This is a genomic window from Flavobacterium sp. ov086 (genome assembly GCF_900187965.1).
Classification (GTDB): domain Bacteria; phylum Bacteroidota; class Bacteroidia; order Flavobacteriales; family Flavobacteriaceae; genus Flavobacterium.
Genome location: NZ_FZNL01000005.1, coordinates 305797 through 318986 on the forward strand (window position 1 = coordinate 305797; position 13190 = coordinate 318986).

Below are 13190 nucleotides of genomic sequence, written 5' to 3' on the forward strand. Positions count from 1 at the left end.
CCTGTCGGGTTTGTCATTTGCAGGCATAGTCATGTCATTTCGACGCTAGGAGAAATCACACTAGTAATTCCGCCTGCAAAGTCGCCAATCTTTGTTGAGTTTCTAGTGTGATTTCTCCTTAAGTCGAAATGACAAAAAAGATCTGAAAACTATGTTTTTAGACCTTTTTTATTGGAATTTGGAATTTAAAAAATTGGAATTTCACCATCAACGGCTATTTAATTTTGCCTTTTCCTTTATAATATCAGCAATTTTACGGTTCTCGATTTTGCTTTCGAGCCAAGAAATAATATCCAGATATAAGAAAGCTCTTTTTTCGTAAGTGTTTTTTTCAAGCTCAACAAAACGGGCATGCATTTTTATGAACTCCTTTTTGATATCGGCAGGATAGAGGTTATTCAGGTTTCTTAAGAACTTAATGATTTCCTTTTGAACTTCGTGTAAGTCATTCATTTTAATTAGAAACTTATACGTGTTTTTAAGATGGTTTTCTAAGTAATAATCTTTTCCTAACTCATAATGTGCAATCAACGACAAAAGTCTTGCAAAGCACATTAAATCTTCGCGCATGCTTAAGTTCTTGTTGTTTATGATTTTATCTAAATAAGAAATGCATTCGTTGTACTTTTCATTTCCAAAATAAATAGAAGCAATCTTATAATAGAACAGCATCTCGTGATGTTCATCAAGATGTTCACTGTGTAATTTTATCTTCTCGAGAATTTCCGGAATCAAATATTCGCTTTCAGCAAAAGTACCTTCGAGAATATGTAAATTCAGTTTATTGTTGTAAACATATAGAAATGATAGCGATGCAATGTTATCATTTACAGGGAATTTAGGGTCTTCGATAGTTTCCTCTAAAAGTGTCAAATACTTCTTGAAATTCGATTTGTATTTCAACATATATAAGGACTCTAGAAAGTAATGATTTCCTTTTAAGAAAAATACAGGATTCTGAATGATCATATTTGGATTATCATAGAATAATCGAACCCATTTATAGGCATATTTATAACTCGCTAAAAAGTCCTGAACCAAGAAACTTCTCCATAAATTGGCATTGTAAAACCAATATTTCTCACGGAAACCAAATTTGCTTTCGTCTAATTTCGATATATGTTTATGGAAATAATCATCAATATATTTATATTCTTCATCACTTTTTACGTAACCCGTTTTTAGCATGATTCCGTATAGCTGAAGCGATAAATTCGATAATTTACTTGAAATAGTATTTCTGTAATTCAATTCTTTTGCCTGAATCACCAATTCGTCGGCTCGACCCTGAATACTTCGGGTAATATATTGTGATTCTATGAGTTTTTCGAACTCTACAATCTCATACGCCATATATTTTTCATCATTTTCAAGCGCAATGATTTTTGTCTTATCCAGGATTTTCAAACTCTGTTTGTACAATCCTTTATTATATAGAATAACGGCAAAATCTATTTGTTCGCGCAATTGATATCGAATATTCTGACTGGGAATATTTAATCGAATACTAACTAGAATTTGCTTGTATAAGTATGACTTTAAATTAGATAGCTGAACTTTTTTGATGATTCCGCTCTTTAAAATCAGCTTTTCATCATAGTTTTCAGACTTGTCTAAAATATTAAACAATTCAATAAATTTTGTGTTAGAACTGGTTTCTAAACGGCTTGCAAAAATTTTAAACTGTCTTTTTTCGGATTTAGAAAGTGATTTTATTAATACAAATAAGAAATCTTTTTGATGGTTAGCCATTGTAAAATATAATAATGTAACTTATTGATTTTTAATTACTTAATACGATTTAAATTGTGTTATGAACAGTATAATTTCATTAAAATGAATTTCATACTGCGTAAGTACAATCTATATTTGTTATCAAGATGTGAAATTACATTAAATAAATGAATATGAATAGAGAGAAAGTTCAAATTTTTGACACCACTTTGCGCGACGGTGAACAAGTTCCAGGATGTAAGTTAGATACTAAACAAAAATTAGTTATCGCAGAACGACTTGATAAAATGGGAGTTGACGTTATCGAGGCAGGTTTTCCTGTGTCAAGTCCGGGCGATTTTTTATCGGTCTCTGAGATTTGTAAAATTGTAGAAAATGCAACCGTCTGCGGACTTACAAGAGCTGTAAAAAACGACATTGATGTTGCTGCAGCTGCCTTAAAGCATGCTAAAAAACCTAGAATCCACACTGGAATCGGAACATCTGAATCTCATATACTCCATAAATTAAATACCACAAGAGAAGATATTATTGCAAGAGCAAAATTTGCTGTTTCTCACGCAAAATCTTATGTAGAAGACGTTGAGTTTTATGCAGAAGATGCTGGTAGAACTGATAATGCTTTCCTTGCGCAAGTTTGCGAAGAAGTAATCAAATCTGGAGCAACTGTATTGAATATTCCTGATACAACAGGATATTGTTTACCGGAAGAATATGGAGCAAAAATTAAATATTTAAGAGAAAACGTAAAAGGTATCGAAAACGTAATCCTTTCATGTCACTGTCATAATGATTTAGGAATGGCAACTGCAAACTCTATTGCAGGTGCAATAAATGGAGCGAGACAAATAGAATGTACTATTAATGGTATTGGTGAAAGAGCCGGAAATACGGCACTTGAAGAAGTAGTAATGATTTTTAAACAACATCCTTACTTAAATCTTGACACGAATATCAATACAAGAGAATTGAATGAAATGAGCCGATTGGTTTCTGAAAGTATGGGAATGATCGTTCAGCCTAATAAAGCTATTGTTGGAGCTAATGCTTTTGCACATAGTTCAGGAATTCACCAGGATGGTGTAATTAAAAACAGAGCAACTTACGAAATCATGGATCCATTGGATGTTGGAGTAAATGAATCTTCAATTATTCTAACAGCAAGAAGCGGAAGAGCTGCTTTGGCTTACCGTGCTAAAAAAGTAGGTTACGAGCTTACAAAAGTACAATTGGACATTGTATATATTGAGTTTTTGAAATTTGCCGATATTAAAAAAGAAGTTATCGATGCTGATATCCATCAGATTATTGAAGCTGCTAAAATCCAGGGTGAATTAATCAGAAGCTAGTTGGAAAGAGGATAGAAGAAAGAAAGTAGAGCAAAGAAAATAGAAGAAAGAAAATAGAGAAAAGAACAAAGAGAAAAGAACAAAGAGGAAAGATTTTAACGCATAGCTATGTTTGTTAATGTAAGTGAAACTCCTTTATAAGTTTACAAATCTATGATTCTATGTGTTAATAATAATTGCAAGCGACAAAAAAAGAATTTAAATACATAAAGAACGAGGCATTATGAATTTGAAAATAGCAGTTTTACCTGGAGACGGAATTGGACCAGAGGTAATTTTACAAGCCAAAAAAGCTTTATACGCCATAGGCGAAGTGTACAATCATGAATTTGTTTTTGAAGAGGCGCTCATGGGAGCGATCGCTATCGATAAAACAGGAAATCCGTTGCCGGAACAAACTCTAAATCTGTGTTTGAATACAGATGCGGTTTTATTTGGAGCAATTGGAGATCCTAAATATGACAATAACCCAAATGCAAAGGTTCGTCCGGAGCAAGGATTATTGAAGCTTCGTAAAGAACTGGGTTTGTTTGCCAATATTCGTCCTATAAAACCATATAAATCATTACTCGATGCTTCTCCTTTAAAAAGAGAAATTATCGAAGGTGCTGATTTTACTATTTTCAGAGAATTAACCGGTGGAGCTTATTTTGGAGCTAAAACATTAAATGAAGAAGGAACACACGCTTCAGATTTATGTGAATATTCAGAAGAAGAAATTACCAGAATTGCACATTTAGCTTTTAAATCGGCACAAAACCGACGCAAAAAGTTGACAATGGTAGACAAAGCAAATGTTTTGGAAACCTCAAGATTATGGAGAAAAATAGTTCAGAAAGTGAGCGTGAATTATCCTGATGTAGCTTTAGACTTTTTATTTGTAGATAATGCCGCGATGCAAATCATCTTAAATCCAAAACAATTTGATGTGATTTTGACAGAGAATTTATTTGGAGATATTTTATCAGATGAAGCAAGTGTTATTACAGGTTCTATCGGGTTACTGGCTTCGGCATCTTTAGGAGAAAAAAATGCTTTGTTTGAGCCAATTCACGGTTCTTATCCACAAGCAAAAGGAAAAAATATTGCTAATCCAATCGCTTCCATTTTATCAGCTGCAATGTTATTAGAACATTTTGGCTTGTTTAAAGAGGCAAATGTGATTTATCAGGCGGTTGAAAAAGCAATCGAATTTAAGGTTGTAACGGTTGATTTAAAACCAGACACAAAATTCGGTACAAATGAAGTAGGGGAGTTTGTTTCAAATTTTATTTTTAGCAAAGACGACCTGTTATATTTTAATAATGACAATGTTAGTATTGGCCAGTCGACAATTGTTTAAGGTTTTTATTAAAATAATGAAATAAATAACAAGAAGCATGTAAAATGTTGAGATTATATTTTTTTAGTCCTATAAGTTTTCATACTTTTGTGACACTAAAAAAATAAAAGATGCAAATCTCAATTATTATTACTTCTGTCTTTGTTGTCAATGTGATTATCACATCTGCGAAGGGAATGGTATAAATATAATTGAAAAACTATATTATAAACCTTCCAAATACTGGAAGGTTTTTTTTTGAATAAAAATTAAAATAAATAATACATAATGGAATTAAATAAGTACAGCAAAACCATCACTCAAGATCAAACACAACCAGCGGCACAAGCGATGTTGTACGGGATTGGTTTAACTGAAGAAGATTTGAAGAAAGCACAAGTTGGTATTGTGAGCATGGGTTACGATGGTAACACTTGCAACATGCACTTGAACGATTTAGCAAAAGATGTTAAAAAAGGTGTTTGGGATGCAAATCTGGTCGGGCTTATTTTTAATACCATTGGTGTTAGTGACGGAATTTCAAACGGTACTGAAGGAATGCGTTTTTCATTGGTTTCTCGTGATGTAATTGCAGATTCTATCGAAACTGTTGTGGGAGCACAATGGTATGATGGTGTAATTGCAATTCCGGGTTGTGATAAAAATATGCCTGGGGCATTAATCGCGATGGGACGTTTAAACCGTCCCGCGATGATGGTTTATGGAGGTTCAATTCACTCTGGAAAATGGAAAGGTGAATCTCTTAATATTGTATCCGCTTTTGAAGCTTTAGGAAAAAAAGTGAAAAACGAAATTACTCCGGAAGATTTTAAAGGAGTTATTCAAAATGCATGTCCTGGCGCTGGTGCTTGTGGCGGAATGTACACGGCAAATACAATGTCGTCTGCAATTGAAGCATTAGGAATGAGTTTACCATACAGCTCTTCAAACCCGGCTTTAAGTCAGGAAAAAAGAGATGAATGCTTGGCTGCAGGAGAAGCAATCAAAATATTATTAGAAAAAGATATTAAGCCAAGAGATATCATGACTCGTAAAGCTTTCGAAAATGCTATTACAATTGTAGCAGTTTTGGGAGGTTCTACAAATGCGGTTATGCACTTAATTGCGATGGCTCATGCGGTTGATGTTAAAATTACTCTGGATGATTTCCAGGCAATTAATGACAGAACACCAGTATTGGCCGACATGAAACCAAGTGGTAAATATATGATGGAAGATATTCATGAAGCTGGAGGAATTCCATCAGTAATGAAATATTTATTGAAAGTAGGATTGATTCACGGAGATTGTTTAACGGTAACTGGAAAAACAGTAGCAGAGAATTTAGCTTCTACTCCGGATTTACAAGACGGACAACAAGTAATTCACGAAATCCAAAAAGCATTAAAACCAACCGGAAATATTCAGGTTTTATACGGAAATCTTGCTTCTGAAGGTGCTGTAGCAAAAATCAGCGGAAAAGAAGGAGAATATTTTGAAGGACCTGCTGTAGTTTTTGAAGGTGAATTTGAAGTAATTCCAGGTCTTGAGGCCGGAAAAATTAAACCAGGTAATGTAGTCGTCATTAGGTATTGTGGACCAAAAGGTGGTCCGGGGATGCCTGAGATGCTAAAACCTACATCAGCTATTATTGGAGCCGGATTAGGAAGCAGTTGTGCTCTTATTACAGACGGCAGGTTTTCTGGAGGTTCACATGGCTTTGTTGTAGGACATATTACACCTGAGGCTTATGATGGAGGTGGTATTGCACTGGTAAAAGATGGTGATTTAATTGCTATTGATGCGGTAAAAAATACAATCGACCTGAAAATTTCCGACGAAGAATTTGCAGCTAGAAAAGCGGCTTGGGTACAACCACCGTTAAAAGTTACAAAAGGAGTTTTACTTAAATATGCCAGATCGGTTTCAAGTGCTTCAACAGGTTGTGTTACCGATAATTAATTAAATAACAATATCAAAAATCAATATTAATGACAATATCAAGAATCAGATAGCAATAAATAAAAAATCAATTTAAAATTTATAATTGAAATTGAATTTTGCCATTGCCATTGAATTTTGAAATTGATTTTTGTCATTGATAAAACAAAATATACTATGAAAATATCAGGGGCAGAAGCCGTTATAAGATGTTTATTAGCAGAAGGAGTAGACTTAATATATGGTTATCCGGGAGGAGCGATCATGCCAGTTTACGACGAATTATATAAATTTCAAGATCAGTTACACCATGTTTTAGTACGTCACGAACAAGGTGCTACACATGCAGCTCAGGGATATGCCAGAGCTACAGGAAAAGTTGGGGTTGCAATTGCAACTTCGGGACCGGGAGCAACAAACTTAGTTACCGGAATTGCAGATGCGCAAATCGACTCAACTCCAATGGTTTGTATTACTGGACAAGTAGGAAAACATTTGTTAGGTTCTGATGCTTTTCAGGAAACTGATATTATCGGAATTTCGACTCCGGTAACCAAATGGAATTATCAGGTTACAGAAGCTTCTGAGATTCCTGAAATTATTGCAAAAGCATTTTACATTGCACGTTCTGGACGTCCGGGACCTGTATTAATTGATATTACTAAAAATGCTCAGTTTGACGAGTTTGAATTTAGTTATGAAAAATGTACCGCAATCAGAAGTTATATTCCGGTACCGAAATTAAAATTAGATAAAGTTGCCGAAGCTGCTGCTTTAATCAATCGTGCCAAAAAACCTTTTATTGTATTTGGTCAGGGAATTATTCTCGGTCAAGCCGAAGAACAACTAAAAGCATTAATTGAAAAATCAGGAATTCCGGCAGGTTGGACTATTTTAGGACTTTCAGCACTTCCAACAGATCATCCGTTAAACGTTGGTATGCTTGGAATGCACGGGAATTACGGACCTAATTTATTGACTAACGAATGTGATGTTTTAATTGCATTGGGAATGCGTTTTGACGATCGTGTTACCGGAAAATTAGCTACTTATGCTAAACAAGCCAAAGTGATTCACTTTGAAATTGACCCTGCAGAAGTTGATAAAAACGTAAAAACAGAAGTTGCTGTTTTAGGAGATGTAAAAGAAGCTTTAAATGCTTTATTGCCATTGATCGAAAAGAATTCGCATGAATCTTGGCACAATGAATTTAAAGAATTGCATAAAATAGAAGTAGAAACTGTTATAAACGAGGAGTTAAATCCAACGAATGGTAAAGGAATTTCAATGGGAGAAACCATGGAAATGATCAATAAACATTCAAAAGGTGATGCAATTATCGTATCTGATGTTGGTCAACACCAAATGTTTGCTTGTCGTTATGCTAAATTTAATTCAACCAAAAGTAACATTACTTCTGGAGGTTTAGGAACAATGGGATTCGCTTTGCCGGCTGCGATTGGAGCCAAAATGGGAAGACCGGATCGTGAAGTTGTTGCTATTATTGGTGATGGAGGATTCCAGATGACGATTCAGGAATTAGGAACTATTTTCCAAACAAAAGTACCGGTTAAAATTGTCATTTTGAACAATGAGTTTTTAGGAATGGTACGTCAATGGCAAGAATTGTTTTTTGATAACAGATATGCTTCAACAAAAATGATTAATCCAAATTTTGTAGCAATTGCCGAAGGATATTATATCAAATCTAAAAAAGTAACTCAGAGAGAAGATTTAGATGCAGCTGTCGCAGAAATGATGGCCTCAAAAGATTCTTATTTCTTAGAAGTTATGGTAGAAAAAGAAAACAACGTTTTCCCAATGATTCCAACAGGAGCATGTGTTTCTGAAATTAGATTAAGCTAGAAAAAAGTTTCAGGTTTCAGGTTTATTTTGTTTCAAGTTCAGCAACTTGAAACGTGAAACCTGAAACAAAATAAACTAAAAAACAAAATGGAAGATAAAACATTTACCATATCGGTATATTCAGAAAATAACGTGGGCTTGTTAAATAGAATATCAGGAATATTCTTAAAGCGTCACATTAATATATTAAGTCTAAACGTTTCAGAATCAGAAATTGAGAATGTTTCAAGATTTATTATTGTTGTTGAAACAACAGAGAAATGGGTTAAGAATATTGTGGGACAAATAGAAAAGCAAATCGAAGTAATAAAAGCTTTTTATCATACAGACGAAGAAACAATTTATCTGGAAAACGCATTATTTAAAATAGCTTCAAATTTGTTATTTGATGAGAAACAAATTCAGAATATCATCAAAGACAGTCAGTCTACAATTGTAACGGTTTCTCGTGATTTCTTCGTGATTTCAAAATCAGGAAGACGTTCTGAAATCGAAGAATTATATGAAAAATTCAAACCTTACGGTATTATGCAATTTGTACGTTCGGGCAGAATATCGGTTTCTAAAGAAAAAATGGAAATTTCAACGCTGTTAGAAACATTCAAATAATATCATTTTACTTACATATTAATCAATTATTAAATTACAACATCATTAAATATTAAAAAAGAATGGCAAATTATTTCAACACATTACCACTTAGATTACAATTAGAACAATTAGGAGTTTGCGAATTTATGGAGCAATCTGAATTTGGAGACGGAATTGCTGCACTTGCAGGAAAAAAAGTTGTCATTGTAGGTTGTGGTGCACAAGGTTTGAATCAAGGTTTAAACATGAGAGACTCTGGTTTAGATATTTCATATGCATTACGTGCAGATGCAATCGCCGAAAAAAGAGCTTCTTATAAAAATGCTACTGAAAACGGTTTTAAAGTAGGTACTTATGAAGAATTAATTCCAACTGCTGACTTAGTTTGTAACTTAACTCCGGATAAACAACATACTGCTGTAGTTACTGCCATTATGCCATTAATGAAACAAGGTTCGACTCTAGCTTATTCTCACGGTTTTAATATTGTTGAAGAAGGAATGCAGATTCGTAAAGATATTACAGTAATTATGTGTGCGCCTAAATGTCCTGGATCTGAGGTTCGTGAAGAATACAAAAGAGGATTTGGTGTACCAACTTTAATTGCTGTTCACCCGGAAAATGATCCAAATGGTTTTGGTTTAGATCAGGCAAAAGCTTACGCTGTAGCAACTGGAGGACATAAAGCAGGGGTTTTGAAATCATCTTTCGTTGCCGAAGTAAAATCAGATTTAATGGGTGAGCAAACTATCCTTTGCGGATTATTGCAAACTGGATCTATTTTATGTTTCGATAAAATGGTTGAAAAAGGAATCGATAAAGCTTATGCTTCAAAATTAATTCAATACGGATGGGAAACTATCACTGAAGCTTTGAAACATGGTGGTATCACAAACATGATGGACCGTTTATCAAATCCTGCAAAAATCGAAGCTTACGAAATTGCTGAAGAATTAAAAGATATCATGCGTCCGTTATTTCAAAAACACCAAGACGATATTATTTCTGGCGAATTCTCAAGAACCATGATGATCGACTGGGCTAATGACGATGTTAATTTATTGAAATGGAGAGCTGCAACCGGAGAAACTAACTTCGAAAAAACAGCTCCACAAGAAGCTCCAATTTCTGAACAAGAATATTTTGACAACGGAGTTTTAATGATTGCAATGGTAAAAGCTGGTGTAGAATTAGCTTTCGAAACAATGACAGAAGCAGGAATCATCGAAGAATCAGCTTATTATGAGTCATTGCACGAATTGCCTTTAATTGCAAACACAATCGCAAGAAAAAAATTGTTTGAAATGAACCGCGTTATTTCGGATACAGCAGAATATGGCTGTTACTTATTTGACCATGCTTGCAAACCGTTATTGACAGATTATATGAAAACTGTTGAAACTAACATTATAGGAAAACCATTTTCAACTTCAAATGGAGTAGATAATGCTATATTAATTGCAGTAAACAAAGAAATTCGTCAACATCCTATCGAAGAAGTAGGGGCATGGTTGAGAGAATCTATGACTGCTATGAAGAAAATTGGATAATAAATTGGAAATTACCACACATTCGGGTGTGATGGGATTTTGCACTGTATCTCTTTTTATGTAATATTTTGAATTAGTAAGCACTTATTAAAAAAAAATTGGATATAGATGCATTTTGCATTCACTTAACTTCTGTGAGTAAGTAAGTTAAGTGAAGCATCCCTAATAAAGGGAGTATGTTTAGGTTTGAATGTACTTGCTGTAAGTTTCTATTTTGATTAATAAAGATGCTTCTATTTTCAAAATAGGATAAAGCATTGTAATGCAGAATTACGAAATTAATTGTTATTGAAATTGTTAAAATTAAAAAGGCGTGGTATTTATTTATCACGCCTTTTTTGCAATATGTAATTTTACGTCAAAAACCAAAAAATTATATTATAGGTAGAAAAAGATGATATTTTTTTTAATATGTGTTTTTTTTTGCTGAAATTTATGAATTAAATAATTTTAAGAATACGTTGATATTTAATACATTTATAAAAAAAATTCCAAAAACATATGAGTTATTATAAAATTGAAAATTTAGAACAATATTTTAAACATTACAATAAGTCAATAAGAGAACCAAGAAAATTTTGGGGAAAAATAGCTGAGGAAAATTTCACTTGGTATCAACAATGGGATAAAGTAGTTGATTTTAATATGGCTGATGCCGAAGTAAAATGGTTTACTGAAGCAAAAGTGAATATTACTAAAAATTGTATAGACAGACACTTAAGTAAAAGAGGAGAAAAAACGGCGATTATTTTTGAACCGAACGATCCTTCTGAAGAAGCTTTACATATTACATATAACGAATTATACGAAAGAGTTTCAAAAATGGCAAATGTTTTGCGTGAGCAAGGCGTTCGTAAAGGAGACCGAGTTTGTATTTATTTACCAATGATTCCGGAATTGGCAGTTGCAGTATTGGCATGTGCCAGAATTGGAGCAATTCATTCGGTTATTTTCGCTGGTTTTTCAGCTTCTGCAGTTTCTGCGAGAATTAATGATTGCGAATGTAAAATGGTTATCACATCTGATGGTGGTTACAGAGGAAACAAAACAATCGATCTAAAAGGAATTGTTGATGAAGCTTTGGATTCTTGTCCTTCAGTTACTAAAGTTTTAGTTGCTAAAAGAACTCAAACTGAAGTTAAAATGAAAGAAGGTCGTGACCAATGGTTACAGCCTTTATTAGATGCCGCTTTAGACAATAGCGTTGCTGAAATTATGGATGCCGAAGATCCATTATTTATCTTGTATACTTCTGGTTCTACAGGAAAACCAAAAGGAATGGTACATACTACTGCAGGATATATGGTTTATACGGCTTATACCTTTAAAAATGTTTTCAATCACGAAGAGAATGATATTTTCTGGTGTACTGCAGATATTGGTTGGATTACAGGTCACTCTTATATTTTGTACGGACCATTATTAAACGGTGGAACAACCGTGATTTTTGAAGGGGTTCCGTCATATCCTGATTTTAGCCGTTTTTGGGATATTATCGAAAAACATAAAATTACACAATTCTATACAGCGCCAACAGCAATACGTTCGTTAGCAAAAGAAAGTTTAGATTATATTCAGAAATACCCACTTAAATCTTTAAAAGTTATTGGATCTGTTGGAGAACCAATCAACGAAGAAGCTTGGCACTGGTTTAATGACCACGTTGGAGACAAAAGATGTCCAGTGGTTGATACTTGGTGGCAAACAGAAACTGGTGGAATCATGATTTCTCCAATTGCATTTGTAACACCTACAAAACCAACTTATGCAACTTTACCGTTGCCGGGAATTCAACCGGTTTTAATGGATGAAAAACGTAATGAAATAGAAGGAAACCAAGTTGTTGGAAGTTTATGTATTAAGTTCCCATGGCCAGGAATCGCCAGAACTATTTGGGGTGATCACCAACGCTATAAGGATACTTATTTCTCTTCCTTCCCAGGAAAATATTTCACAGGAGACGGTGCTTTAAGAGACGAAGTAGGATATTACAGAATTACCGGTAGGGTAGATGATGTTGTAATTGTTTCGGGTCATAATTTAGGAACAGCTCCTATCGAAGATGCGATCAACGAACATCCTGCAGTTGCAGAATCTGCAATTGTTGGATTCCCACATGACATTAAAGGAAATGCTTTGTATGGCTTTGTAATTCTAAAAGAAACCGGAGAAGTAAGAGACAGATCAAACTTGAGTAAAGAGATCAATCAGTATATTTCTGACCACATTGGACCAATTGCAAAATTAGATAAAATTCAGTTTGTGTCTGGTTTGCCAAAAACACGTTCAGGAAAAATTATGCGCAGAATTTTACGTAAAATAGCCGAAGGAGATTTCTCTAATTTTGGAGATACTTCAACGTTATTGAATCCAGAAATTGTAGAAGAAATTATGAAAGATAAAATCTAATATCTTCTCAATACAAATAAAAAAGCTGTCTCAATCGAGACAGTTTTTTTATTTAATGTCAGTGTCTCGTCCTGAAATAGCGATACACAAAAAGCCATCGTTATGGAAGATCAAATAAATTATTTAAAGCGTAGTCAACGAGATTACAGTATGTCACTAAAACTTCAAATTGTTAGTGAGATTGAAAAAGGAAATATTTCTATTACTCAAACAAGAAAACAATATGGTATTCAGAGTCATGGAACAGTTTTAAATTGGTTAAGAAAATTTGGTAACTTTGATTGGGAGAACCAAACCCCAACCCAAATGGCAAAAACACCTGAACAGAAGATAATGGAACTCGAAGCCCAAGTGAAATTATTGGAAAAGCAAAAAGCATTATTGGAAAGACAGGCTTTTGTTGCAGACAAAAAAGCTATTCTTTTTGAT

9 protein-coding genes are annotated in these 13190 nt (G+C 33.9%); 8 read left to right on the plus strand and 1 reads right to left on the minus strand.

Translation table 11 applies throughout. The annotated features are described in order from the left end of the window. Positions 1 to 207: 207 nt before the first annotated feature. Complete coding sequence (locus CHB81_RS08520; protein WP_089351456.1) at positions 208 to 1752, minus strand: hypothetical protein; 1545 nt, start codon at positions 1750 to 1752, stop codon at positions 208 to 210. Positions 1753 to 1907: 155 nt separating this feature from the next. Here CHB81_RS08520 and CHB81_RS08525 point away from each other — a divergent pair, with 155 nt between their 5' ends. The 8 genes from CHB81_RS08525 to CHB81_RS08560 form a co-directional block, all read left to right on the plus strand. Then, positions 1908 to 3083 (plus strand): 2-isopropylmalate synthase, encoded by a 1176-nt coding sequence (locus tag CHB81_RS08525; RefSeq protein WP_089351482.1) that lies wholly within the window; start codon positions 1908 to 1910, stop codon positions 3081 to 3083. A gap of 223 nt (positions 3084 to 3306) precedes the next feature. After that, the gene (gene leuB / locus CHB81_RS08530; protein WP_089351457.1) at positions 3307 to 4425 is read left to right on the plus strand and encodes a 3-isopropylmalate dehydrogenase; all 1119 of its coding nucleotides are present in this window, start codon (positions 3307 to 3309) and stop codon (positions 4423 to 4425) included. A 267-nt stretch (positions 4426 to 4692) separates the two neighbouring features. Further along, a complete protein-coding gene (gene ilvD / locus CHB81_RS08535; RefSeq protein ID WP_089351458.1) occupies positions 4693 to 6366 on the plus strand; it encodes a dihydroxy-acid dehydratase in 1674 nt (557 codons plus the stop codon). A gap of 156 nt (positions 6367 to 6522) precedes the next feature. After that, positions 6523 to 8211, plus strand: coding sequence for a biosynthetic-type acetolactate synthase large subunit (gene ilvB / locus CHB81_RS08540; RefSeq protein WP_089351483.1), 1689 nt, complete (start codon positions 6523 to 6525; stop codon positions 8209 to 8211). An 87-nt stretch (positions 8212 to 8298) separates the two neighbouring features. Beyond that, the gene (ilvN, locus tag CHB81_RS08545) at positions 8299 to 8820 is read left to right on the plus strand and encodes an acetolactate synthase small subunit (protein ID WP_089351459.1); all 522 of its coding nucleotides are present in this window, start codon (positions 8299 to 8301) and stop codon (positions 8818 to 8820) included. Between the two features lie 62 nt (positions 8821 to 8882). Further along, on the plus strand, positions 8883 to 10352 hold the full coding sequence (gene ilvC, locus CHB81_RS08550; RefSeq protein WP_089351460.1) for a ketol-acid reductoisomerase: 1470 nt from the start codon (positions 8883 to 8885) through the stop codon (positions 10350 to 10352). Between the two features lie 501 nt (positions 10353 to 10853). Then, complete coding sequence (gene acs / locus CHB81_RS08555; protein WP_089351461.1) at positions 10854 to 12761, plus strand: acetate--CoA ligase; 1908 nt, start codon at positions 10854 to 10856, stop codon at positions 12759 to 12761. 102 nt (positions 12762 to 12863) lie between these two features. Beyond that, positions 12864 to 13190, plus strand: a 327-nt coding sequence (locus tag CHB81_RS08560; protein ID WP_141130379.1) for a transposase, incomplete at its 3' end; no start/stop codon positions are given.

Excerpts from the sequence above, each read along its gene's own strand:
- leuB (WP_089351457.1), top strand. The coding sequence starts at position 3,307 with ATGAATTTGAAAATAGCAGTTTTACCTGGAGACGGAATTGGACCAGAG.
- ilvD (WP_089351458.1), top strand. The coding sequence starts at position 4,693 with ATGGAATTAAATAAGTACAGCAAAACCATCACTCAAGATCAAACACAA.
- ilvN (WP_089351459.1), top strand. The coding sequence starts at position 8,299 with ATGGAAGATAAAACATTTACCATATCGGTATATTCAGAAAATAACGTG.
- ilvC (WP_089351460.1), top strand. The coding sequence starts at position 8,883 with ATGGCAAATTATTTCAACACATTACCACTTAGATTACAATTAGAACAA.
- CHB81_RS08520 (WP_089351456.1), bottom strand. The coding sequence starts at position 1,752 with ATGGCTAACCATCAAAAAGATTTCTTATTTGTATTAATAAAATCACTT.
- ilvB (WP_089351483.1), top strand. The coding sequence starts at position 6,523 with ATGAAAATATCAGGGGCAGAAGCCGTTATAAGATGTTTATTAGCAGAA.
- acs (WP_089351461.1), top strand. The coding sequence starts at position 10,854 with ATGAGTTATTATAAAATTGAAAATTTAGAACAATATTTTAAACATTAC.
- CHB81_RS08525 (WP_089351482.1), top strand. The coding sequence starts at position 1,908 with ATGAATAGAGAGAAAGTTCAAATTTTTGACACCACTTTGCGCGACGGT.